Origin of the sequence: Meiothermus sp. QL-1, from assembly GCF_003351145.1 — a bacterium.
Taxonomy (GTDB): domain Bacteria; phylum Deinococcota; class Deinococci; order Deinococcales; family Thermaceae; genus Meiothermus.
Window position 1 is genome coordinate 362,253 of sequence record NZ_QQSV01000002.1, and the last position, 23,446, is coordinate 385,698.

General features: G+C 68.8%; 22 protein-coding genes. 14 read left to right on the forward strand and 8 right to left on the reverse strand.

Translation table 11 applies throughout. The features are described 5' to 3' along the window. The first annotated feature begins 20 nt into the window (after positions 1–20). Complete coding sequence (locus DV704_RS04535) at positions 21–2,402, forward strand: G8 domain-containing protein (RefSeq protein WP_158539600.1); 2,382 nt, start codon at positions 21–23, stop codon at positions 2,400–2,402. 39 nt (positions 2,403–2,441) lie between these two features. Here the strand turns inward: DV704_RS04535 and DV704_RS04540 are convergent, their stop codons facing one another. Together DV704_RS04540 and DV704_RS04545 are read right to left on the reverse strand one after the other, a co-directional pair. Beyond that, entirely contained in the window at positions 2,442–3,602 is a 1,161-nt protein-coding gene (locus DV704_RS04540) for a branched-chain amino acid ABC transporter substrate-binding protein (RefSeq protein ID WP_114798369.1), read from the reverse strand. A 134-nt stretch (positions 3,603–3,736) separates the two neighbouring features. After that, positions 3,737–4,930: a sorbosone dehydrogenase family protein gene (locus DV704_RS04545; RefSeq protein WP_114798370.1), complete on the reverse strand. Its 1,194-nt coding sequence runs from the start codon at positions 4,928–4,930 to the stop codon at positions 3,737–3,739. Between the two features lie 98 nt (positions 4,931–5,028). Here DV704_RS04545 and DV704_RS04550 point away from each other — a divergent pair, with 98 nt between their 5' ends. After that, positions 5,029–5,796 carry a hypothetical protein gene (locus DV704_RS04550; RefSeq protein WP_114798371.1) on the forward strand — a complete coding sequence of 256 codons (768 nt, stop codon included), beginning with the start codon at positions 5,029–5,031 and terminating at the stop codon, positions 5,794–5,796. A gap of 48 nt (positions 5,797–5,844) precedes the next feature. Next, entirely contained in the window at positions 5,845–6,306 is a 462-nt protein-coding gene (locus DV704_RS04555) for a hypothetical protein (protein ID WP_114798372.1), read from the forward strand. 39 nt (positions 6,307–6,345) lie between these two features. Here DV704_RS04555 and DV704_RS04560 read toward each other — a convergent pair whose 3' ends face one another. Genes DV704_RS04560 through DV704_RS04575 form a run of 4 tightly spaced genes read right to left on the reverse strand, consistent with a single transcriptional unit; the run spans position 6,346 to position 10,048 of the window. After that, on the reverse strand, positions 6,346–7,557 hold the full coding sequence (locus DV704_RS04560; protein WP_233498240.1) for an ABC transporter permease: 1,212 nt from the start codon (positions 7,555–7,557) through the stop codon (positions 6,346–6,348). Next, a complete protein-coding gene (locus DV704_RS04565; RefSeq protein ID WP_114798373.1) occupies positions 7,554–8,246 on the reverse strand; it encodes an ABC transporter ATP-binding protein in 693 nt (230 codons plus the stop codon). Before DV704_RS04565 ends, DV704_RS04560 begins: the two co-directional genes overlap by 4 nt. After that, positions 8,243–9,439, reverse strand: a complete 1,197-nt coding sequence (locus tag DV704_RS04570; RefSeq protein ID WP_114798374.1) for an efflux RND transporter periplasmic adaptor subunit — start codon at positions 9,437–9,439, stop codon at positions 8,243–8,245. The genes DV704_RS04565 and DV704_RS04570 overlap by 4 nt, the downstream gene beginning before the upstream one ends. Before the next feature lie 3 nt (positions 9,440–9,442). Further along, positions 9,443–10,048, reverse strand: coding sequence for a YIP1 family protein (locus DV704_RS04575; RefSeq protein ID WP_114798375.1), 606 nt, complete (start codon positions 10,046–10,048; stop codon positions 9,443–9,445). A gap of 73 nt (positions 10,049–10,121) precedes the next feature. On the opposite strand from DV704_RS04575, the gene DV704_RS04580 reads away from it, so the two are divergent. The 3 genes from DV704_RS04580 to DV704_RS12435 all read left to right on the forward strand — a co-directional run bounded on the left by DV704_RS04580 (position 10,122) and on the right by DV704_RS12435 (position 12,654). Further along, positions 10,122–10,502 carry a methylglyoxal synthase gene (locus DV704_RS04580; protein ID WP_114798376.1) on the forward strand — a complete coding sequence of 127 codons (381 nt, stop codon included), beginning with the start codon at positions 10,122–10,124 and terminating at the stop codon, positions 10,500–10,502. Between the two features lie 52 nt (positions 10,503–10,554). After that, on the forward strand, positions 10,555–10,776 hold the full coding sequence (locus DV704_RS04585) for a hypothetical protein (protein WP_114798377.1): 222 nt from the start codon (positions 10,555–10,557) through the stop codon (positions 10,774–10,776). 138 nt (positions 10,777–10,914) lie between these two features. Next, a complete protein-coding gene (locus DV704_RS12435; protein ID WP_114798378.1) occupies positions 10,915–12,654 on the forward strand; it encodes a hypothetical protein in 1,740 nt (579 codons plus the stop codon). Here DV704_RS12435 and DV704_RS04595 read toward each other — a convergent pair whose 3' ends face one another. Further along, positions 12,655–13,833: a class I SAM-dependent methyltransferase gene (locus tag DV704_RS04595; RefSeq protein WP_114798379.1), complete on the reverse strand. Its 1,179-nt coding sequence runs from the start codon at positions 13,831–13,833 to the stop codon at positions 12,655–12,657. It lies immediately after the preceding gene. A gap of 207 nt (positions 13,834–14,040) precedes the next feature. Between DV704_RS04595 and DV704_RS04600 the strand changes: the two genes are divergently transcribed. From DV704_RS04600 to DV704_RS04625, 6 genes are read left to right on the forward strand one after another with little or no spacing between them, the layout of a single operon-like run. Beyond that, on the forward strand, positions 14,041–15,195 hold the full coding sequence (locus DV704_RS04600; protein ID WP_114798380.1) for an FAD-dependent oxidoreductase: 1,155 nt from the start codon (positions 14,041–14,043) through the stop codon (positions 15,193–15,195). A 1-nt stretch (position 15,196) separates the two neighbouring features. Next, positions 15,197–16,282 carry a carotenoid biosynthesis protein gene (locus DV704_RS04605; RefSeq protein ID WP_233498241.1) on the forward strand — a complete coding sequence of 362 codons (1,086 nt, stop codon included), beginning with the start codon at positions 15,197–15,199 and terminating at the stop codon, positions 16,280–16,282. Beyond that, positions 16,272–16,952 (forward strand): lysophospholipid acyltransferase family protein, encoded by a 681-nt coding sequence (locus DV704_RS04610; protein WP_233498242.1) that lies wholly within the window; start codon positions 16,272–16,274, stop codon positions 16,950–16,952. The genes DV704_RS04605 and DV704_RS04610 overlap by 11 nt, the downstream gene beginning before the upstream one ends. Before the next feature lie 3 nt (positions 16,953–16,955). After that, positions 16,956–18,029, forward strand: a complete 1,074-nt coding sequence (locus DV704_RS04615) for a glycosyltransferase family 2 protein (RefSeq protein WP_114798381.1) — start codon at positions 16,956–16,958, stop codon at positions 18,027–18,029. Then, on the forward strand, positions 18,026–19,369 hold the full coding sequence (locus DV704_RS04620) for an NAD(P)/FAD-dependent oxidoreductase (protein ID WP_114798382.1): 1,344 nt from the start codon (positions 18,026–18,028) through the stop codon (positions 19,367–19,369). Before DV704_RS04615 ends, DV704_RS04620 begins: the two co-directional genes overlap by 4 nt. Beyond that, positions 19,359–20,453 carry a cytochrome P450 gene (locus DV704_RS04625; protein WP_114798383.1) on the forward strand — a complete coding sequence of 365 codons (1,095 nt, stop codon included), beginning with the start codon at positions 19,359–19,361 and terminating at the stop codon, positions 20,451–20,453. The genes DV704_RS04620 and DV704_RS04625 overlap by 11 nt, the downstream gene beginning before the upstream one ends. Here DV704_RS04625 and DV704_RS04630 read toward each other — a convergent pair. Then, positions 20,444–20,818 carry an acyl-CoA thioesterase gene (locus tag DV704_RS04630; RefSeq protein WP_114798384.1) on the reverse strand — a complete coding sequence of 125 codons (375 nt, stop codon included), beginning with the start codon at positions 20,816–20,818 and terminating at the stop codon, positions 20,444–20,446. The genes DV704_RS04625 and DV704_RS04630 overlap by 10 nt on opposite strands. 63 nt (positions 20,819–20,881) lie before the next feature. On the opposite strand from DV704_RS04630, the gene DV704_RS04635 reads away from it, so the two are divergent. Beyond that, positions 20,882–22,156: a Glu/Leu/Phe/Val dehydrogenase gene (locus DV704_RS04635; RefSeq protein ID WP_114798385.1), complete on the forward strand. Its 1,275-nt coding sequence runs from the start codon at positions 20,882–20,884 to the stop codon at positions 22,154–22,156. A gap of 11 nt (positions 22,157–22,167) precedes the next feature. After that, complete coding sequence (locus DV704_RS04640; RefSeq protein WP_114798386.1) at positions 22,168–23,445, forward strand: Glu/Leu/Phe/Val dehydrogenase; 1,278 nt, start codon at positions 22,168–22,170, stop codon at positions 23,443–23,445. Position 23,446: the final 1 nt, after the last annotated feature.

Here is a 23,446-nt window from a genome sequence, read left to right on the forward strand (position 1 = left end):
TGCTAGGTTGGGCCTGGGTTGTGTTGCGCTTGCTTGGCCTGGGCCTCCTTTTGGTGCTGGTGGCCTGCCAGCGCGGTGCCACCTTGCCGCCCAACAGCGGGTACTGGTCCGATGCCCGCTTCTGGGCCAGTTTGGGCCTGGAGAAACCGAGGGCAGGCCAGGAGGTGGTCATTCCAGCCGGCAGCAGGGTGATTCTGGACGAGGACCCCCCACCCCTTGGAGGAATCACCGTTTTGGGGGAACTCGAGTTCGCTCGCAAAGACTTGAGCCTGCGCGTGGGCTACCTGATGGTGCACGGCCCTGGAGTGCTTCGGATTGGCTCCGAGGCGCAGCCCTTCACCCATCGGGCCACCATCACGCTGACGGGAGTCCCCAGCGAGGCGGATGTGCACTTGGGCATGGGCACCAAGTTTCTGGGGGCCATGATGGGTGGGCGGCTCGAGATTATCGGGGAAGACCGGGTCCCCTGGACCCGGCTGGCCGAGACCGCCCCAGCGGGCAGCACCCAGATTCGCCTCGCCCAGCCGGTGGACTGGCGGGTGGGGGAGCAGATTGTGATCGCCTCGACTGCCTTAGACCCTCACCAGGCCGAGGTGCGCACCATCCGCGCGGTGGACGGCACCCTGGTCACGCTGGATGCACCGCTGACCTACGCACACTTTGGTCAGCTTCAGAGCTTCGAGGGGCGGGTGCTGGACGAGCGGGCTGAGGTGGGCCTGCTTTCGCGCAACATCGTGATTCAGGGGGACGAGAACTGGATGGGAGGGTTTGGCGGGCACGTGATGGTGATGGGCTCCCACCCCGACCGGCGCGAGACCAACCCCGCCCTGCGCAGCCAGGCCCGCATTCGGGGCGTGGAGTTCCGCCGGCTGGGCCAGTTCAACCGTATCGCCCGCTACCCCTTCCACTGGCACTACAACGGGGACTCGAGGGGCGACTACCTGGAGAACTCCAGCTTCCACAGCAACTTCCAGCGAGGCATTGTGGTGCACGGCACCGATAACGTGCGGGTCAGGAACAACGTTCTTTATAGCACCGTGGGCCACAGCATCGTGACCGAGGACGGCAGCGAGCAGGGCAACCGTTTTGAGGGCAATCTGGTGGTGCTCACCCGGGCTTTCCCCTACCTCCCCGACAACGATTTGCAAGAAGCGCAGAACGACCATAAGGCCGCCTCGTTTTGGATTAAGGGGCCTTCCAACGCCTTTGTGGGCAATGTGGCAGCTGGGGGCGAGTTCACCGCCTTCTGGTTCGACAACGTGGGGGCCGTGGACCCCCAGCGCTTTGAGTTCCGCGACAACACGGTGCACTCCTACCTGCTGGGCAAGGCCATTGGCGCCCCGGGCAACGTGGGCGATTTGGGGGCCATCTGGATTACGGGCGACCGGGCGGCTCCTCGCTTTCACGGGCCCTTCGTGCTGGAGCGGCTTACCATCTACAAGACCCGTGCGGCCCTCTGGGCCAACCCGGCAGGCGACCCGGGGGGGGAGGTCTGGCTCGAGGTGCGCGACTCTGTGCTGGCCGATAACAGCGTGGCCACGGGGAGCCACGGCCTGCGCGACTCGCTGGTTGTCGGGAGGAGCGCCAACCCGGATGCCGAGGGGGAGGTCGGGCGGTTTGGGGTGCAGGAGTACGGGGGGGCCACGCTGCTTCGGAATGTGACCTTCGTCAACTTCCCTCCGGGCACCAGCGCCCTGGCCACCCGCAACTGCTTCCGTGAAGGCCCCAGCATGGAGGTAGAGGGAATTCGCCTGGTCAACGCGCAGTTTGTCTTGTGCAGCGGCAACAGCGACCTGGCCATTGTAGACCGCGACGGCAGCCTGGGCGGCCAGCCGAGCACCCTGGTGTCGGCGGCCTACGGCGCCCGGGCCATGTATACCCAGGCCTGCACCCTGCACGCCTCGGCCAACGCCCGGGTCTGCCCGGGGGTTTGGAACTACCTCAACCTGTTTTTGGAGACCGACCGCTTTTACCGCAGTTACAGCGGGATGGCCCCTGACCTGGTGCGGACCGACGGGGTGCGCCAGAATGGCAGCGACGTAACCAACCCGCCTTTTTACTGGACCCTCATCGAGGGGCAGACCTATACCTTGGACACCGACCTGGCCCAGTGGCAGTACCTCCGGCTGCGGTTGTATCCCAAGCACAAGAACCACGACGGCAGCCCTCGAGGGGCGGTGGTGGTCCTGCCCACCAGCCTTCAGGCCTTTGCGGTGTACCGCTGCGCTTTGGAGGGGCAGCGTCCTGGAAGGCAGTGCGAGGGCAAGACCCTGCTCCAACCCCTAGGGAGCCGGCTCGAGCTGGAGGCCTCCGTTCAGCCGGCCTACTTCTACGATCAAGCGGGGCGCATCTACCTCAAACTCCTGGCCAACACCAATAGCTCGCTGCTGGTGGAGCGCTAAAAAAGCCCCCCCAAGGGGGGGCTTGGAGGCAGGCCTTTGCTACTGCCTGGCGGCCGGCGGGGCGAACTGGATCACCCGCAGCACCTCGCCGGGGTACTTGGCCTCCTTAAGACCGATTACGTAGTAGTCGGAGAGCTTGCGGTCGCCCTTGCTGTCGAACTCAATCCGGCCGGTGAGGCCGTCCATCCTCACCTCGCGCACAGCACGGGCCACCTGTTCGCGGGTGGGCTTGCGGCCGTTGTTGGCCTTGATGGCCGCCTCGATGGCGTTCAGGATCACGTTGGCCGCGTCGAAGGCGTAGACCGCGTAGGCCTCGGGGTCCTTGCCGAATTTGGCCTTGTAGCGGCGAGCGAACTCAGCCGCCTTGGGCAGGGTGCTGATGGGGCCTGCGGTGGTGGTGTAGACCACCCCTTTGGCCGCGCTGCCGGCAATTCTCACCAGGTCGGAGGAGTCCAGACCGTCCCCGCCCATGAAGGTGGCGGTGATGCCCCGTTCGCGCATTTGCTTGACCAGCACCCCACCCTTGTCGTAGATGCCCCCGTAGTAGACCAGGTCGGGGCGCTGGGCCCGCATCTGAAGGATGAGGGGCTGGAAGTTGGAGGCCTCTTCGGTGCCCACCAGAGCCACCACCTGGGCGCCCAGCTCGCGGGCCCGGGCAGCGAAGGCCTCGGCCAGGCCCTGGCCGTAGGGGGTCTTGTCGTGGATTACAAAGAGGCGCTGCTTGCGGAGCACCCGCACGGCATACTCAGCCCCCACCGGGCCCTGCACATCGTCGCGGCCGCAGATGCGGTTGACGTTCAGGTAGCCCCGGTCGGTGACCCGGGGGTTGGTGTTGGCCGGGGAGACCATGACCAGGTTGGTGTCCTTGTAGATCTCCGAGGCCGGGATGGCCACGCCCGAGTTCAGGTGGCCCACGATGCCCAGGAGGTCGGGGTCGTTGACGATGCGCCGGGCTACCGCCACGCCCACATCAGGGGAGGCCTGGTCGTCCTGAGGGGCGAACTGGAGCTGGAAGCCGAGCTGCTGGAAGCGGGCCTGGGCATCCTCAATGGCCATCTGGGCCCCCTGGGCGATGGCCGTGCCCAGGGCCGACTGGGGCCCCGAGAGGGGCGAGACCGAGGCGATCTTGATGACGTTCGACTGGGCGCTGGCCATGCCCAAGGCCAAAGCGCCTAGCGCCAGGACTGCGAGCTTTCTCATACCACTCCTCCTTTGGCTAGCCAGGTACGGCTGGCCCATTCTACCTAAACCCTCGGGCGTCAATCCAGGGGGTGTAGGTTGGTTCAGCCCAGCCAGTACTGAGACTACACCATTTGGCCCCAGGTGCAATAGCCCTAGGGTTGGTCCTCCAACCGCCAGATGCGCCCCTCCAGGAGGTGGACCGCATAGACCTCCCCCTGTTCGTCCTCGCCGAAGGAGGCGACCCCCATGCTGGGGAAGCTGGCCTCGGTCCTGCGGGACCAGGTGCTGCCCACCCGGCGCAGGCTCCACAGGTGGGTGCCGAAGAAATCAGTGAAGAAGTAGCGGCCCTGCATCCGGGGAAAGCGGCTGCCCCGGTAGACATACCCCCCCACCACCGAGCGGCCCTCGGCCTGGGTGTAGGCGTGGACCGGGGGGGTCAGGCTGCTGTGGTGGCAGCCTGGGGGGGTGGCGTTATCGTTGCAGCGGGTGCCCTCCATGATTCGCCAGCCGTAGTTGAGCCCCTTGCCGCCTCGAGGACCCAGATTCACCTCCTCCATGGCGCTTTGGCCCACGTCCCCCAGCCAAAGGTCGCCCGTGGCCCGGTCGAAGCTGGCCCGCCAGGGGTTCCTCAGGCCGTAGGCCCAGACCTCCGAAACCCGGTTGCCCAGGCTGGGGTTGTCGGGGGGGATGCGGTAGTTGCGTCCGCCCTCGCTCGTGCTCACGTCGATCCGCACCACCTTGCCCAAGAGGTGGCGGTTGCCGCTTTGGGCCTCCAGCCGCTGGGCGAAGTTCTCCGGGTCGCCCCCCGAGCCGCCGTCGCCCAAGGGGATGTAGAGCAGACCATCGGGACCAAACCCCAGCCAGCCGGCATTGTGGTTGGCGTAGGGTTGGTCCACCAAGAGCACCACCTGCTCCGAGCTGGGGTCGGCCACCTTGGTGCTGCGGTTCATGGTGTAGCGGGCGATTACGGTGTCGCCCGCGGTGTTGGTGTAGTTGACGTAGAAATAGCCGTTGTTGCGGTAGTCGGGGTGAAAGGCCAGGCCCAAAAGGCCCTGTTCACCCCCTTTGGAGACCTTGTCCGAGATGTCCAGCACCGGTTGGGCCCGGAGGCTGCCCGCCTGGATGAGCCGGATGCGCCCGCTCTTCTCCACCACGTAGAGGTCGCCGCTGCCGTCCTTGGCGTGGGTCAGGTAGAGGGGCTGGTTCAGGCCCGAGGCCACCTGCACCAGCCGAATCTGGGGTTCGCCGGTGGGCAGCGGATTTCCGGGCGGGGTGGGGTTTGAGGGGTTGAGGGCAGCCTCTTGGCAGCCCACCAGGGCAAGCAGGAGCAGGGTGAAGTGACGCATAAAACCTCGTCCCTACGCTACCCCCCAGGCCCTAAGGGCCGGCTTAAAAAGTTCTCAAGGACAGTAAAGCCTGGCTGGATGGAGCATAGAATCGAGGTATGCACCTTTTCCCGCATCCCTACCTCCCCCTACAGGCCTCCGAGGGGGCGGTGCGCCGGGGGCGGGCCATGCAGGGGTATTTGCTCGAGCTTCACCGGGTGCTGGAGTCCTATGCACCGGTTCCTAGGGTGCACCTGCTGGTGCTGGACGAGGCCGACTGGAAAACCCGCACCCGGCACCCCTTTGGTTTTCCTTTTCAGCGCACCAGCCTGCGCGCGGGGCTGTACGTCTTCTGGCCAGCCCGCTACCCGGAGCGCCTGGTCTGGCGTCTGCGCGAGGCGCTGCTCCCGGTGGTGAGGCGGCTCGGGCCGCTGCCGGGCCCGGTGGAGGAGCTTCTCGACCTCAACCTGGGCCACGAGTACGCCCACGCGGTGGCGGTGGCCTGGCGGTGGCGCACCCGGGTGAGGTGGGTGGACGAGTTCCTGGCCAACTACCTCTACCTTCTGGCTTTGTCCCGAGCCCTGCCCGAGCTGTACCTTACGGTCCAAAGGTGGGGCTGCTGGCTGGCCGCGCTGAGGCCCAAGGAGCCCAGCCTGGGCAGCTATGAGCGCAAGCCCAAGGGTCTGGAGGACCAGCTTTGGTTTCAGGGGCAGTTTACTGCTCAGGCCGCGCGGCTGGTGGAGGAGCGGGGGGATGGGCTGCTTAGGGGGTTGCTCGAGGCTGCCCCCTTGCGCAGGGCCACGGTGCACCGGGTGTTGCTGGGCCTCGAGCCTGGTCTGCGGGACTGGTTTGCTATCTTTGCTCCCAAACAGGAGACTTTGTGCTAAACTACCCGGGGTCTGGCGGGCTTTGGGCCAGACAAGGAGGTTATCAAGATGAAGAAAATTTTTGCTTTGCTGGTAGTTGCGATGTTGAGCGGGGCTTTGGCCCAGGGCCGGGTGTTCGGTGAGGTGGCGACCGGCAACCTGAACATGGTGCCCAACTTCTCTTTGGGTGTGAGCGCCCGTGCCGGGGCCGAGGATGTCCTGGGCCCGCTGGCCCTGCGGGGTGGGTTTACCCTGAATACCAGCAGTGGGGGCACCACCTTCGGGCTTGGTGCGGACGCCCTCTTCTTCCTGCGCGGCGTGAGCCCCACCTTCTACTTTGGCGGCGGGCTGGGGTTGCAGTCGGCGGGCAACAACACCACCTTCAGCCTGGGCTTCCCGGTGGGCGTGGAGCTGCCGGTGACCCGCGACTTCAACTTCATCGCCGAGCTGCAGCCTGTGCTGAACTTCACGGGGGGACAGAGCCAGTTCACCCTGGCTTTGCAGGTGGGCCCACGCCTCTACTTCCGCTAAGCTGACCCAGGCTTTTCGGGGGCCTTCGGGCCCCCGGTTTTACTCGTAGCGCAGGGCCTCGATGGGGTCGAGGGCGGCGGCCCTCGAGGCAGGCCAGACCCCGAAGAAAAGCCCCACCAGGGCGCTTACCGTAAGGGCCAGCAGGAGGGTGCCGGGGCTCAGGATGAAAACCCTGAAGAAAGGCACGGTGGCGGTGATGGCGAGGAGGAGCAAAGCGGCCAGGGCCACCCCCAGAAGCCCTCCCAACAGGGTGAGCACCACCGCCTCGATTAAGAACTGCTGGCGGATCTGGCTCGAGGTGGCCCCCAGGGCCTTGCGCAGGCCTATTTCGCGGGTGCGCTCGGTGACCGAGACCAGCATGATGTTCATGATGCCAATACCCCCCACCAGGAGCGAGAGCCCCGCAATCCCTCCCAAAAGGGCCTGCAGGATGCGGGTGATGGAGCGCAGGGTGTCCTGGAAGCTTTCGGTGGAGGTCACCTGGTAGCGGCCCTTGCCGTAGCGGGCCTCGAAAAGGCGCTGCACCTGTTGCTTGACCCGGGTTGCATCGGCCCCCTTCCTGAGCGAAAGGACCACAAAGGCGTACTCCCCCCGCCGCGCGCTGGGGGAGGTGTTCCAGATGAGGGGGATGGGGGCGAAAACGGTGGCGGTGGCCCCCAGGCCGCCAAAGATGCCCCCGGGGGGCTCCAGCACCCCCACCACGGTGAGCTCGAGCCGGCCCCCGTCGGGGTAGAAGAGGCGCACCACCTGGCCCACCGCCTCGCGCCCGGGAAAAAGCTCCCTGGCCGCCCGGTCCGAGAGTACCGCCACCGCTAGACCGCCCCGGGCCTCCTGTTCGGTGAAGTAGCGCCCCCTGGCAACTCGGTTGGTGGGGTCAAGGCGGGGGAGGTCGCCGGGGGTGCCCTGGAGCGAGATGGAACGGCGCTCGCCGGGGCGCACTTCGTACTGCAGGCTGCCGAAAAGCTGGGGGATGACCTCCACCGGCAGGGAGGCCAGCGCCCGTAGGTCCTCCTCGCGGATGGGGGCGGTGCTGAAGTCGTGCCCTTCGTTGAAGTTGGGCTGAACGAAGACCGAGCGCCCCGCGATGGACTCCAGGTCCTGGGTGATGCCGGCGGAGGCCATCTGGCCCAGCGAGACCATGGCCGTCACGGCGAAGACCCCGATCACGATTCCTAAAAGGGCCAGGAAACTCCGCAGTTTGTTGACCCAGAGCGACTCGAAGGCCATGCGGAAGTTCTCCAGTGGGCTCACGCGCTGCCTCCTTCGACCCTTCCATCCCGCAGCCGCACGATGCGCTGGGCGTAGGCGGCCACCTCGGGCTCGTGGGTGACCACCACGATGGTCTTACCCTGGCGGTGCAGGGCGGTGAAAAGGGCCAGGATCTCCTCGGCCGAACGGGAGTCGAGGTTGCCGGTGGGCTCGTCGGCCAAAAGCAGGTCGGGCTCCTGCACCAAGGCCCGGGCGATGGCCACCCGCTGCTTCTGCCCGCCCGAGAGCTCGGCCGGCAGGTGGTCGAGCCGGTCGCCCAGCCCCACCGCCTCCAGGGCGGCCCGGGCCCGCCGGAGCCGCTCGGCGGGGGGCAGGCCGCGGTAGACCAGGGGCAGCGCCACGTTGTGCAAAGCGGTGAGGCGGGGCAGCAGGAAGAAAGCCTGGAATACAAACCCCACCCGCCGGTTGCGGATGCGGGCCCTTTGGGCCTCGGAGAGCCCCTGCACCGCCTCGCCGCCCAGCCAGTAGGCGCCCTCGGTGGGGGTGTCCAGCAGCCCCATGATGTGCATCAGGGTGGACTTGCCCGAGCCCGAGGGCCCCATCAGGGCCACGAACTCCCCTGCGCGAATGGTCAGGTCCACCCCCGCCAGGGCCTGCACCTCCACCGTCCGGGCTCCGCTGCCGGAGCGGTAGACCTTGGTGATGCCCCGCATGAGCACCACCGGGGTCATGGCCGCGCCTCCCGGTAGCTGACCTGGGTGCCCTCCTGGAGGGTTTCCGGTGGCAGCGAGACCAACAGGCTTGCTTCCTCGAGGCCCTCCACCGCGGCCCGGGTCAGGTTGCGGGCCCGGAGGACCACCGGCGTCTTGCGCACCCGGCGGCTCGGCTCATCGACTACCCAGGCGTAGTAGCGCCCTCCCTCCTCCACCAGGGCCTCGAGCGGTACCTGCAGGGCGTCTTCCAGGCGTAAGGTGGTGATGCGGGCGGTGACGGTTAGGCCGGGGCGGGCCAGGGCTTCGGCCTTGGCTTCAGTAAAGCGGATGAAGACGGGCAGCACCGCGCTGCCCCCGCTGCCGGCCACCTCGGCCTGGACGCCCAGGCGCTCGACCTGGCCCAGAAGGGGCTCCCCGGGGAGGGCGTCCAGCTCGAGCAGCACCGGCTGGCCGGGCTCTATCCCGGGGGTCTCGGCCTCGGCCAGGCGGGCCCGCACCCTGAGGCTGCCATCCTCCACCAGCCGAATAGGGCCGCTGCCGGGGGCGGTGCTCTCCACCCCTGCCAGGTAGCCCACGCTAGCGATGGTGCCCTCCACCGGGGCTTTTAGCTGGGCCTGGGCCAGCATGCGCTCTAGCCCTGCGATCTCGCTTTGGCGGGCCCGAATCTGGGCTTCCAGCTCGCGCCTCGCGCCCGTGTGGCCCTGGGCCAGGCTGGTGCGCTGGGCCTCCAGGTCGGCCACCTGCCGCCGGAGCCGCTCTACCTCGTTCGGGGCCACCCCGCCCACAGCCAGGAGTTCAATGGCAGTCCGCAGGTTGCGCCGCGCCTCGGCGAGCTGGTTCTCCAGCCGGGTGCGGTTGGCGGCGTACTCGGCTGCTATGGCCCGCTGCCTGGCCTGCAGGGCCAGCAGCGCGGCCTGGGCGGCTTGGAGCTGGGCCTCCTCGTTTTGGGTTTCCAGTACCGCTAGAATCTCTCCCGCCCTCACCCTGGCCCCTTCCCTTGCCCGCACCTCGGCCACCCGGCCTGGCCGGGGGAAGCTCAGGGTGTAGACCCGGGCCTCCACCACCCCGGTGGCCCTCACCTCCCGCACGAACACGCCCCGTTCGGCCCGCACCACGTTCACGTTCTGAACCACCGGCTGGGGCCGCAGCAGGCCAAAAGCGGTGAGGCCCAGCGATAGGGCCAGGGCCAACCATCCCACCCAGCGCCGCATGCCCTAGACCCACCCCAGGCTCCACAGGCTGAGGCCGAGTGAAGCCACGCCCAGAACCCCTACCGCCAGCAGGGCCCGTTGGGGGGCCAGGACCCGCAGCCCTGCCCAAACGATGCCCAGCGACCAGGCCAGCCCCAGAAAGCCCAGCCCCTGCTGCAGCCGGGTGAAGGGGGCCTGGGCCACGGTCCGCTGCAGCTCGCGCTGCCAGGCCTGGAGGGCCTCAGGGTCGGTCAGGGGAGGGGGCGGCAGTTCGGGGGGAAGGGGCAGGAGCGCCGCCAGCGGCAGCAGGAAAAGCCCCAGCAGGACCCCTGGAGCGCTGGCCCAGCCGTAGACCTCCCAGGCCCGGCTATCGGGTCCGGCCAGCAGGCGGATAATGAGCCCTCCCAGTCCAAATAAGACGATGCCCCCCACCACCCCCCCCAGGAGCCCCAGCCCAAGCTGGAGGGCGAAACCGCCAAGGGGAGAGGGGAGCAGGCGCAGGCTCAGCGCGCTGCCGGCCGAGGCCAGGACGCTGGCGGCGAGCACGATAAGGAAGGGGGCCGTCAGCTCGGGCTTGCGCGCCGAGAGAGCCCGAAAGAACTGCGCCGGCCTTATGAGCACCTCCCACATACCAGACCTCCTCCCTTCCAGTCTGCCCCAGTCTTTGGTCTGGCGGTAGGGCGTCATGGGGTAACCTGGGCGTATGAAGGCGCTGGCCCTCATTGCCCACGACGGCAAGAAGACCGACATGGTAGCCTTCGCCATGAAGCACAAGGCCCTCTTAATCCGCTTCCCCCTGGTGGCCACCGGCACCACCGGGCGAATTCTGCAAGAGAAGGTGGGGCTGGAGGTCACCCGGATGCTTTCGGGGCCTTTGGGGGGCGACCAGCAGATTGGGGCCATGGTGGCCGAGGAGAAGGTGCGGGCGGTGATCTTTCTGCGCGACCCGTTGGAAGCCCAGCCCCACGAGCCTGACGTGCAGGCCTTGATGCGCGTCTGCGACGTGCACAACGTTCCCCTGGCCACCAACCTGGCCGCAGCGGAGGCGGTGCTGGCCTGGCTCGAGCGCGAGCCCTGCGGATAGTGTCAGGATACCCTAATATTAGGAAAGTTGAGTGCTATAGTAGCAAGTAGCTATGACGCCGGTTGAGTGGATCCGTCGAATGGTAGAGGCCAACCGGGAGGCCCTGCAACAGATGCCCTTCCCGCCTGGCCTGGCAGAGTACGTAGAGGAGCTGGTGCAAAGCGGCCAAACCGAGCAGATAATCGCCATGATGAAGATGAGTTTTCTCCTAGGGCTGCAGCAAGGGGCCAGGGAAGAGCCGCCGTTGCCGCCCCGGGCGCGCATCCAGGCCTGAGCGTAACCGAGCCGCGTTAAGGGCCCGTGGTCTCGCAGTAAAGCGGGGCGCGGGCCTTAACGTTGGGGCCTGCCCTGCCCAGGGGAGGCGGCTGGGGCGGTTCACGGGGGGGTTACGGGGAGGGGGTGAGGATGAAAAGTGTCTGGCCGGGGGTTGATTGAGTTTGCCGATGCCTTCTCCCAGGAGCTGCGCCCGGGAGAGGTGATCGGCAGCCAGAGCGACAGCGGGGCGGTGCGGCTGGGCATGGACGCGGAGGCCTGCTTGTCGGTGGAGGGCGGGGCCTTGCGCATAGCCCCCGCCAGCCTGCCCGGCTGGGGCCGCCAGGGCCTGGCGTATGGGCCCCTGCCCCATAGGCCCGGGCTGGCGCTGGGGGTGTTTTTGCTTCCCGGCCACCTCAACGCCCAGTCGGCCGATGGAACCCTACGCGAGAGTCTAGCGGTGGGGTTTTTTGAAAGCCTGCTGCCTCCCAATCCCCTCGAGGCCGGGCCGGCCTTCGTGGTGCAGGCCCACCCTGAGGCCCACGGGCGGCTGTGTGCGGCCAAGCGCCGGGGGCTGCACCCTTTGCTTTGGGGTTTGCCCGCGCTGCCCCTCTATCTTCTGCTCGTGCTGCGCGAGCGGGGGGTGGTTTTTTACGCCGGGGCCCTGGAGGCAGGCCGCCACCTGCCGGCCCTGCCCCTCCTCCGTCCTTTGGCCGTCGAACCCTACGCACCGCCGGCCCAGAGGCTTTATGCGGGGATTTTCCAGGCCGTGGCTGGGGAGCAGGGCTACCAGGCCGACACCCGGGTGTATGGGGTGCGGGCGGCCCTCTGGCCTGAGGGGGCGGGCTGGGGCACCGCTTTGGCGGCCGATCCACAGCCCCAGCTTGGAAGGCGGGCGGCCCGGGGAGGGGTCTGGCGCTTGGAGACGGCGGGAATGGTGCTCTACCCTGAAGCGCCCGGGGGGCTCCTGCACGTGCGCCTGCTCCCCCCAGCAGTCCTGCGCTGGCGCTACCTGGACCCCGAGCACCACCTGGCCCTGGAGCTCACCGGGCGGGAGGCGCGCCTGCGGCTGCGGTACGGCTCGCAGAGCCTTGTGCTGGCGGCGGGGCCCGATGAAGGCGAGCCCACAGCCCCTCGCTGGGTGCAGGTGCTGGACGACGGGCGATACCTGGGAATCAGCCTGGACGGGCGTCCGCTTTTTCCCGAGCCTCTGTTGGAGCCCCGCCTGGCCGAGGCGCACGGGGTGGGGCTGGTGGGGCAGGGGGCCGACCTCGAGGTGCACCCCCGGGAGATACGCCTGCCGCCCTGGCTCGAGCCGGCCCGCCCGGCGCTGCCCAGGGGCGACCGGGTGGTCCTGGACCCCCGCCTCGACCAGCCCAGCGAAGCGCTGCTCCTATTCTGGGAGCCCACCCTGGGCCCAGGCCGCTTGGAGCCGGCCGAAGGAGGGGTGCGCCTGGAGGGGTCGGGGCGCACTTTCTACACGGTTCCCTGGGCTGTGGCGTGGGCCGATTTGGAGGCCGAGATCCTGCCCGCCCCGCGTTGCCGGGCCGGGGTGGGCTTCTGGCAGGATGCCGGGCACCACCTGGTGGTGGCCCTGGAGCTGGGGGAGGGGATGAGCCGGCTGGCGGCGCACCTCCGTTTTGCCGGCTACGAGGACCCCCGCCGGGCGGTCTGGGTCGGGCTGCCCGGGCTCGAGTCCCAAAGGCCCTTCCGCCTGCGGGTGGTGCTCGACGGCGAGCGGTTTTTGGCTTATCTAGACGACGAGCCGGTGCTCTACCGGGCCCTGCAGGACATCTACCCTGGGGCCGAGCGGCTGGAGACGAGGCGGGTGGGGCTGGCCCTGAGCGGCTACGGCGAGGACAGGGGGAGCATTTTCCGCTCCTGGAAGGCCCGCCGGTAACTAGGCCGGCTCGGCGAGCATCCCCTCCCCCGGGCGTAGGATGTGGGGGTAGGGCAGGGCGACGACCATCCTTCCTCCCCCCTCCAGGTACTCGGCCAGCTCGGCGGGGGTCTCCCCGGGTGCTTCGTGCAGCAAAAGCAGGTAGTCGGGCGGGTTTTCGAGGAGCCGGTGCGGTGGGTGGATGGGGATGTGCACCCCGGCCAGGTAGCGGCCCCGCTGGCGGGGGTCGGGGTCTACCAGGAACTCCACCAGCTCAGGGCCCAGCCCAGCGTAGTTGAACAGGGCGGCGCTCTCCGGGTTGGCCCCATACGCCGCGACCCGGCGGCCCCTGGCCCGCAGCTCGGCCAGCAGGGTCAGCAGGGCCTCGCGCAGGGCCGCCACCTGGGAGGCGAACTCAAGGTAATACCCCGTCTGGTCGAGGCCCAGCCGCTCCTCGCTTTCCAGGTAGACCCCGGCCTGGGCGAAAAGGGCGCCCCGGCCCAGGTGGTAGCGGAGCGCCAGGGGCCCACAGGGCGCCACCTGCCTGATCTCCAGGCCATGGGGCCGGGCCAGGCTGCGCAGGGTCTTCAGCGTGAAGTAGTTTTGCTGCCCGTAGCTGAAGTGGGTAAACCGACGGGCCTCGAGGAGGTAGGGCAGGTAGGGGAGCTCGAGCACAGCCTGGCCCCCTTCTGCCAGGACCCTGGCCAGTGCTTCCAGGAAGCGGCTGGGGTTGTGGCTGTAGGCCAGCAGGTGGCCGGCCAGCACCCAGTCGGCCTGGAAGTCCCCGAGCCTTTGGGCCACCTCCCGATCGAAGCGGGCCCGTTCGGTGGGGATACCCTGGGCCAAAGCGGCCTGGCTGCGTTCGGGGTGGGGCTCCAGATAGAGGAGCTGCGCTCCTTGCTGCCCGAGCTGGCGCAGAAGCCTGAGCGGCATGCCCTCCAGGGCCAGGACCCGCTTCTTTGGCCCCAGCAGCCCTGTCAGCTCCCGCCAGGTTGAAAAGCTGGCGGGGGCCTCGATGGTTTCCTGCGGTTCGCCAAGCCGCTGGACCAGGCCGCAGCGCGGGCAGAAGCCCATATCGAGCCGCTGCCTTTGGGTCTTGGAAAGCTGGTCGAGGGAGAGTGAGCTGCTGGTGGGGAGCTGGCCCAGGCTCAGGAAGCCGAGCACCTCCCTCGAGCCACATGCGCGACAGGTCCTGCCCATCCTTCTGTGGCTAAGGTTAGGCGCCGGGGCGTAATCCTCGCGTTATGGTGTGTTTTAGCCTGGGAGCCCCCAGCGCGTGGGAGGGGTTAAAGGTTTTGGGGGTCGGGACAGCATGCACAACGCGCAGGTAACACGAAGCATAACGGTGCCCGGCGTTTGTGGCCTTGCTCCAGGTGGCCGCTCCTTTCTGGCCTAGGCTAGGGAAGCATGGAGGAGCGCCACGACTACATCATCGTGGGGGCGGGGGCAGCGGGGCTGAGTCTGGCCTACCACCTGGTGGAAGCGGGGGTAGAGGGGCGGGTCTTGTTGCTCGAGCGGGCCCCCAAGACCGCCAACGACCGCACCTGGTGCTTCTGGGAGGCGGAAGAAGGCCCCTTCGAGGCCGTGGTCGCACGGCGCTGGCACCACCTATGGTTCTACGGCCAAAGGGGTGCCCAGCGACTTTCCATTGCCCCTTATGCCTACAAGATGATCCGGGCGCGGGACTTCTACGCCTTCATGGAGCGTTGGTTGGCCGGGCGTTCTGGGGTGCTCCTCCGTTACGGCGAGGTCGAAGCGATGGGTGAGGATGGGGAGGGGCCCTGGGTGGTGCAGGAGGGCAGGCGCTACCGGGGCCGCTGGGTCTTTACCAGCCTCTACCACCCTCCTTCCAAGAACCCCCGCTACCACTACCTGCTGCAGCACTTCAAGGGTTGGGTGGTGCGCACCCCAACGCCGGCCTTCGACCCTGAAGCCGCCACCTTCATGGACTTTCGCCTGGAGCAGCGCGATGCGGTACGCTTTGGCTATGTTCTGCCCTTTGACGCTCGCACTGCCCTGGTAGAGTACACCCTGTTTTCACCCGCCTTGCTTCCCCCCGAGGCCTATGACCAGGGCCTGCGGGGGTACCTGGAGGGGGTGCTGGGGCTTGGGCGCTATGAGGTGCTGGAGACCGAGTTTGGGGTGATTCCCATGACCGATGCCCCCTTTCCCCGTCGGCTGAGCCCCCACATCCTGCAGATCGGCACCGCCGGGGGGCAGACCAAGGCCTCGACCGGCTACACCTTTCAGCGCATCCAGGCCCACTCCCGCCGCATAGCCCAGGCCCTGCGGCGAACCGGCCGGCCCTTTTACCCCGAGCCCCGCTGGCGTCGGCATGCGTTTATGGACAGTGTTCTGCTCCACGTGCTGGAGCGGGGGTACTGCCCGGGGGTGCGGGTTTTCAGCGAGCTTTTTTGCCGCAACCCCCCTGCACGGGTGCTGCGCTTCTTGGACGAGAAGACGGGCTGGCTCGAGGACTTACGGGTGATGAGCAGCGTGCCTCTTCCCGCCTTTGCCCGGGCCACCCTGGGGGTGCTTTGGCGGCGCTGGGGGGGTGGGTAGCGTGGCGCTGGGCGTTCTGCTGGCCTTTTTGCTGGCGCTCTGGGGGCCTCCCAGGCCCCAGGCGGCCGGCCCCCCCTGGCTGCGCGGCCTGGGGGCTGGGCTGGGGTTGGGGCTGGCGCTCGGGGGGGCAGCCTTGCTGGTGGGAGGGGAGGGGCTGGGGGCCGCATTGGCCGTAGGGGGGGTGGGCCTGGCCCTGCTTTGGGCCTGGGGTGCGGACCTGCTTTGGGGGGTGCGGGGTCCCATTCTGCGGGTAGCGTTGCTGGCCGGGTTGTTGGGGGGAGGCCTGGGCTTCGCCCTGGGCGGGGGTGGGCTGGCCTGGGTTTGGGCGGGGGTGGTGGGCCTGCTGGTGGCCCAAGCCCGCTGGATGTTGGCCTTGCCCGAGGCCTGGGCCCGCCTGCGGCTTTGGCGTCTGGAGGCCTGGGCGGTGCTTTTGGTGCTGGCAGGGCTGGTGCGGGTGCCGGTACCCCTTTGGCCCGAGGGTTTTCCCTGGCTGGCCCTGGCGCAGATGCTGCTGCTATGCCTCGCCGCGCTGGCCTGGGGCCTCAGGTATGCGGGCGTGCGGGTTCTAGGGGCGGGGGCCCTGGTCTTCGCCCTGGGCCTGGGGGTAGAGGTAATCGGCAGCCGGACAGGCCTTCCCTTCGGGAGCTACACCTATGAGGGGGCCCCGGGGCCCCGCCTGCTCGGGGTGCCCCTTATTGTGCCCATGGGCTGGTTCGCCCTGGGGCTCTCGGCCCACCTGCTGGCCGGCGGGCGGCCCGGGCGGGCCGGGCTTTTGCTGGTGGCCTGGGACCTGGGCCTGGAGGCTTTGATGACCGCCCAGGGCTACTGGCGCTGGTACGACCCCCACCCCCTTTGGTACGGGGCGCCCCTGCAGAACTACCTGGCCTGGTTCGGGGTGGGGTATAGCATCTCCTGGCTTTACGGGCGTCTTTTGCCTGGTTTGAGGGAGGGGTTTGGGTGGGCCTACCGGCTCGAGGCCCTGTTTCTCCCGGTGGGTCTGGCCCTCATGGGCTTCTGGCCGGCGGCGCTGGCCTCGGGCCTGGCCATGAACGCCCTGGCGGCCTGGGGAGGTGTGCGTGGAAGATAGGGCTCTGCGTCCGAGGGATAGGCTGCTGCGACAGGCTTTTCACCTGCTCTCCCAGCACAGCCTGCGACGGGGGCTGCGGGGGGTCTGGCTGCGGGGAGAGTTGCCGCAGGGGGCCTGCGTGCTGGCCAGCAACCACCATTCCTGGTGGGATAGCTACCTGCTGCCGGTTCTGCTTTGGCGGGCAGGCCGGCCCTTCCGGGTCTTGCTGAGCGAGAAGCGCCTGAGCGAGTTCGCCTTTTTCCGCCGGCTCGAGACCGTCTCGGCGGCCCATCCCCGGGGGGCCCTCAGGGCTTTGTTGAGGGGCGAGGCGCTGGTGATCTTTCCTGAAGGGGAGCTGAGGCCCCCAGGGCCGCCGGGGGCTTTGCGGGAAGGGGCGGTCTGGCTGGCCCGGCGGGCCGGGGTGCCGCTGGTGCCGGTGGCCTCGAGGGTGGTGCTGCGGGGCCACGAGTTCCCCGAGGCCTACGTGGTGCTGGGCGAACCCTTGCTCCCCGACCTGGCCGCACTTCACCAGCGGCTTTCCTACCTGCTGGAGCAGCTTGACGCCGAGGTGCGCCGGGCCCCAGCAGAGGAGCCCCTGCCGGGCTTTACCCTGGCCCTTCCCGGGCGCCAGAGCACCCACGAGCGCATGGCCCGCTGGGGGGCCTGGCTGGGCCGGCTGGTGGGCCGATAGGCGATGCTCGAGCCCCTTCTTTGCGCAGCTCTGGCCTGGCTGGGCCTGAAGCTCTGGGTCTTGGGGTTGAACGCCTTCCTCTTCCCGGTGCTGAGGCCCAAAAGGCCCCCGGAACCCACCCCCACGGTCTCGCTGCTGGTGCCGGCGCGCAACGAGGCCGAAAACCTGGCCCAGCTCCTGCCCGGTCTCCTGCAGCAGCAGGTCCAGGAGATTCTCGTGCTGGACGACCAGTCCACCGATGCCACCGCCGAGGTGGTGCGGGCTTTTGGCCGGCTGGATGCCCGGGTGCGGCTCATTCCCGGCCAGCCCAAGCCGGAAGGGTGGGTGGGCAAGGCCTGGGCCTGCCACCAGCTAGCCCTGGCGGCGCGGGGGGAGGTGCTCATCTTCACCGACGCCGATGTGCGCTGGTGCGAGGGTGGGGTGGCCGCGGTGCTGGCGCAGATGGAGGGTGCGGGGCTGCTCTCGGTCTACCCGCGCCAGCTCACCCAAACCCTGCCCGAGCGGGTTCTGCTGCCCCTCATCGATGCTGTGCTCCTTAGCTATCTGCCCTACCCCCTGCTGCGCACCCCTTTTCCCTCCGCTGCGGCGGCCAACGGCCAGGTGATGGCCTTTCGGCGCGGGGCCTACTGGGCCGCCGGGGGGCACCAGGGGGTGCGGGGGGAGGTGCTGGAGGACGTGTGGCTGGCGAGGCGGGCCAAGGCCGCAGGGGTGCGGTTGGCGCTGGCCTTGGGGGGGCGGCTGATTGCGGTGCGGATGTACCGCAGCTACGCGGAGATTATCGAGGGGCTGGGCAAGAACCTCATCGAGTTCCACGCCCGAAGCCGCCTGCTGCTGCTCCTCTCCTACCTGGCCCACCTGCTGGTCTATACCCTGTGCTGGCCGCTGGCCCTCTGGGATGCCGGCTGGCTGTGGGTAGGGGGAATGGGCCTGCTCGAGCGGGCCCTCGTGGGCCTCAAGACGGGCCGGCCCCTTTGGGAGTGTCTGCTGGTGCCGTTGGCCCCCCTTCTGAGCACCCCCATCTACCTGCGCTCGGCCCGCAGGCGTTATACCTGGAAAGGGCGGGAGTACGTGCGATGAGGGCAGTGGTCGTGGGGGCAGGTCTGGCAGGGCTGGCGGCGGCTTTGCGCCTGCGCAAGGCGGGCCTGGAGGTGGTGGTGGTGGAGCAGCTTGAAGGCCCCGGGGGCAAGGCGGCGGGCTGGGAGGGGGTGCCCACCGGCCCCACCGTCCTCACCCTGCCCGAGGTGCCCCAGCGCATCCTGGCCGAGTTTGGTCAGGGCCTGGAGGACCTGAGGCCGGTCTCCCCCCTCACCCACTACCGCTGGCCGGATGGCCGGAGTTTCGCCCCTGAGCTTTCGCTGGAGCCCACCCTAGCGCAGCTCTCCCGGGAAGAGGCCCAAAGCTACCGCCGCCTGCTGGCCGAGGCCCGAACCCTTTTCGAGGGCCTTAGGGAGACTTTTATCTTTGGCCCTCCACCCTCGGCCGCCGCCCTTCTTCGCTACGGGTTGCGCGCAGGGTGGAGGGCCCGCCCTTTGGGCTCGCTGCGGCGGCTGGTGGAGGCGGGGCCCTACCTCACCCCCTTTTTCCTCCGCTTCGCCACCTACATGGGGGCCAACCCCTACCGGGCCCCGGCGGTGCTCCACAACATCGCCTGGGTCGAGCTGGGGCTTGGGGTGTACCACCTGCCGGGTGGGGTGCGGGGTCTGGTGGAGCGGCTCTACCGCCTGGCCCTGGCCCAGGGGGTGAGCTTTCTCTTCGAGCAGCGGGTTTTGCGGGCGCGGGTGGGCCCGGGGCGGGTGGAGCTTTTGGAGACCACCGCCGGCTGCCTCGAGGCCGACCTCTACATCTCCGCCGCCGACCGGCACCACACCCTCTCGTGGCTGGGGCGGCCCTTGCCCCGCTATGCCCTGGGGGTCTCCGGCTTTGCCGTTTTGATGCGGCTCAAAGAGCCCGAGCCGCTGGCCCACCGGGTCTACTTTTCCTCCGACTACCGGGCCGAGTGGCGGGAGATCGAGGAGGGGCGCTGGCCCCAGGAGCCCACCCTTTACCTTCATACCGACGGGGAGGCCGCCTTTTTGCTGGTCAACGCGCCGAGCCTGCCAGAGGCCGGAGGGGTGCCGGAGGCCCGGCCCTACGCCCAGCACCTGCTGCAAAAGCTCCAAGCGCTGCACCCCCTGCCGGTGGCCGAGTGGCGGGCGCTGAGCCCTTCGGACTACAGCCTCACCAGCTACCGGGGGGCCCTCTACGGCCGGGCGCCCCACGGGCTTTGGGCGGCCCTGCGGCCGGGCTGGGGGGTGCCGGGGCTGCGCAACCTGGCCCAGGTGGGGGGCACGGTCCACCCGGGGGGTGGGGTGCCGCTGGCCCTCCTCTCGGGCTGGAACGGGGCCGGTTGGCTTTTAGGGAGGATGCATGGGGGCTAGGTTGCCCGAGCCCCGGGGTTACCCGGGTCCCTGGGGCCACCTGCCCCGCTGGGCGGGGGAGCCGCTGGCGCTGCTGGAGGAGGGGGCCCGGCTGGGGCCGCTTTTCCGCCTCCGACTGGGGTGGAGGGTGCTGGTGGGGTACAGCCCTGCCTGGAACCAGCGCCTGCTCACCGACCTGGAGACCTTCCACTCCAAAGGCAGTTTCGCTGCCCTAAGCCCCTACCTCAATGGGGGCATCATCACCACCGATGCGCCCTTGCACAAACCCCGGCGGCAGGCGCTCAACCCGCACTTTCATGCCCGGGCCTTGGCCCACCTGGAGAATCGTCTTTGCTCGGCTTTGGAGGCCATACGGCCCCAGGGCGCCTTTGAGGCCTGCGGCTGGGCTTCCCGGGTGGCCCAGGTGAGCCTGAACCAGGTCTACTTCGAGGGCCAGTTTCCAACCGGACTGCTCGCCCGGTTCCTTTCCCCCCTCAAGCAGCCCTTTCCCTCTCCCTTCTGGCCCCGGCCGCGGCTTTTCGCCCGGGTGCGGCGGCAGGTCGAGGCCCTGCAGCAAGCGGGGTGGGGTTTGGCCGCCCATCTTCCGCTGGAGGAGGTGCTGGTGGGCCTGGCCGCCGGCTACGACACCACCGCCCACACCCTGGCCTGGGCCCTCTGGCACGCGGCGCAGCACCCTGCCTGGCACACCCCCGAGGGGGTGCCCTTGCTGATTAAGGAGACGCTGCGCCTTTATCCGCCGGGTTTCATCGGCAGCCGCCGGGTGGCCCGGGGCTTTGCCTGGGCGGGGCACTGGGTGCCGCGCGGGACCCGGGTGCTCTACAGCCCCTACCTGACCCACCGCCACCCCGACCTCTGGCCAGACCCCCTCGCCTTTCGCCCGGAGCGCTTTACCGGGCGGATTCCAGCCTGGGGGTATCTGCCCTTTGGCGGGGGTGAGCGCATCTGCTTGGGGATGCACCTGGCCCAGATGGTACTCCGGCTGGCCCTGGGCCTCTTTCCCCGCCTGAGGCCCCTTCAGGGCGACCCCCGGCCCCGGCCCGGCCTGACCCTGGCCCCCCGGGGGCCCCTCTGGCTTCAGACCTGAGGGGGCGGCTCGTCCACCGGCACCGGCCGGCCCTGATCGTCCACCGCCACGTAGGTCAGGTTGCCCTTGGTGGCGAGCACCTTGGGCTCGCGCAGGTTTTCCCGGTAGACCTCGACCTCGACCGTCAGCGAGGTGCGGCCCACCCGCACCACGTGCGCCACCACCTCGAGCAGGTCCCCCACCTTGATGGGCACCTCGAAGACCACCTCCCCTACCCGCACGGTCACGCAGCGCTTCCGGGCTCTTCGGACGGCCGCGTACGAGCCCACCTTGTCCATGAGGCCCAGCACGAAGCCGCCGAAAGCGTTGCCGCCAGGGTTGGCGTGCTCGGGAAAGACCAACTCCAGGGTACGTGCCTCGCTCATGGGCCAAAGCCTACCAGGTATACTCTTGGACGGCTATTCCTAGCCTGAAGCGAGGAGGTTTGTGTGCCCTTCAAAAACGCCTACCGTCCCCCGGGGGAGGCCAGCTTGTGGGAGAGTTTTCTGCGCCGCCTCGAGGCCACCCTCAAAGTGGCCCAGATCCACCCCGCCACCATCCAGTACCTGACCCACCCCAAGCGCATCGTGGGGGTCTCGCTGCCGGTGGTGATGGACGATGGCAGCGTGCGCAACTTCACGGGCTACCGGGTCATTCACAACATCGCCCGAGGCCCGGCGTTGGGGGGGGTGCGCTACCACCCCGAGGTGAGCCTGGGCCAGACCTGCGGGATGGCCGCCTGGATGACCCTCAAGGCGGCGGTCTACGGCCTGCCCTTTGGGGGCTCGGCCGGGGGGGTGGCGGTGGAGCCGCAGCGGCTTTCCCGGCGCGAGCTCGAGCGGCTTTCGCGCCGCTATGTGACCGAGCTCATCGAGCTTTTAGGCCCCGACGAGGACGTGCTGGCCCCCGATGTGGGCACCAACGAGGCCATCATGGCCTGGTTCCAGGACACCTTCACCATGACCCGCGGCCAGACCATCCTGAGCGCCGTGACCGGCAAGCCCCCCATGCTGGGGGGGGTGGCGGTGCGGGACGAGGGGGGCGGGCAGGGGCTGGTTTACGTCCTCTCCGACCTGGCCCGCTTCCACGGCTGGCCGCTGGAAGGGGCCACGCTGGCGGTCCAGGGCTTTGGCCAGGTGGGCGGGGCGGTGGCCCGCTATGCGGTGAAGGAGGGCCTTAGGGTGGTGGCGGTCTCCACCAGCCGGGGCGGGGTCTACAACCCCGAGGGCCTGGACATAGCCGCGCTGGAAGCCTACTACCAGCAGCAGGGCAGCCTGGTGGGCTTTCCCGGGGGGCGCCCCATCGCCAACCTCGAGCTCCTCGGCCTGCCGGTGGACTACCTGGTGCCGGCGGCGCTCGAGGGGGCCATCCACGAGCAGAACGCCCGCCAGGTGCGGGCCCGGGTGGTCATCGAGGGGGCCAACGGGGCCATCACTCCCGAGGCCGAGTACCTGCTCAAGCTAAACGGGGTCTACGTGGTGCCCGATGTGTTGGCCAACGGGGGAGGGCTGGTGCTCTCCTACTTGGAGTGGGTGCAGGACCTCTCCATGCTCTTCTTCGAGGAGGGCGAGGTGCAGCAGCGCCTGCGCGACTTCATCCACCAAAGCCTCCGGGCGGTGCTCGAGCGGGCCCGGCCCCTCGGGGGCGACCTCCGGGCCGGGGCCTATGCCCTGGCAGTAGAGCGCATCAACGAGGCCACCCGCCTGCGCGGGGTGTATCCGTGAGGAGTGAGCCGATGAAATCAGAACCCCTTTCCTATCTGTGCGACGAGAATATGGGCCCCTGGGAGATTTACCTGGCCCAGGTGGACCGGGTGACCCCCTATCTGGGCAAGCTGGCTTTCTGGGTGGAGGACCTGAAGCGCCCCAAGCGCATTTTGGTGGTGGACGTACCGGTGCAGCTCGACGACGGCTCGGTGGCCCACTTCGAGGGGTACCGGGTGCACCACAACACCTTCCGCGGCCCGGCCAAAGGAGGGGTGCGCTACCACCAGGACGTGACCCTGGCCGAGGTGATGGCGCTGGCCGCTTGGATGACCATCAAGAACGCTGCGGTAGGGCTGCCCTATGGTGGGGGGAAGGGCGGGGTGCGGGTGGACCCGCGCAAGCTCTCCCCTGGGGAGCTGGAGCGCCTTACCCGGCGTTATACTTCGGAGATCGGCATCCTGATCGGCCCCGATAAGGATATCCCAGCCCCCGACCTTGGCACCGGAGCCCGCGAGATGGCCTGGATGATGGACACCTACTCCATGAACGTGGGCCGCACCGCCCCAGGGGTGGTGACCGGCAAGCCCATCGCGGTGGGGGGTTCGCTGGGCCGCCAGGACGCCACCGGGCGAGGGGTCTTCGTCACCGCCGCGGCGGCGGCTGAGAAGATTGGGCTGCCCCTGGAAGGCAGCCGGGTGGTGGTGCAGGGGTTTGGCAACGTTGGCAACGCTGCGGCGCGCATTTTCCACGACCACGGGGCGCGGGTGGTGGCGGTGGCCGATGTGACCGGGGCCATCCGCAACGATGGGGGCATAGACCCCTACGACCTCCTCGGCTATGTGCGCCAGATGGGGGGGGTTCGGGGTTACCCCAAGGCCGAGGCTATCCCCCCAGCCGAGCTCTTCGCCACGCCCTGCGAGTTCCTCATACCAGCGGCTTTGGAAAAGCAAATCACCGAGGCCAACGCCTGGAAAATCCAGGCCCGCATCATCGCCGAGGGGGCCAACGGCCCCACCACCCCCGCCGCCGACGACATCCTGGCTGAGCGGGGCATCGTGGTGGTGCCCGATGTGATCGCCAACGCGGGGGGGGTCACGGTGAGCTACTTCGAGTGGGTGCAGGACTTCAACAGCTTCTTCTGGAGCGAGGAGGAGATCAACGCCCGGCTCGAGCGCCTGATGCGCCAGGCCTTTGAGGCGGTCTGGCAGGTGGCCCAGGAGAAGAGGGTCACCCTGCGCACCGCGGCCTATATCGTGGCCGCCACCCGGGTGCTGGAGGCCCGGGCCATGCTGGGGCTTTACCCCTAGT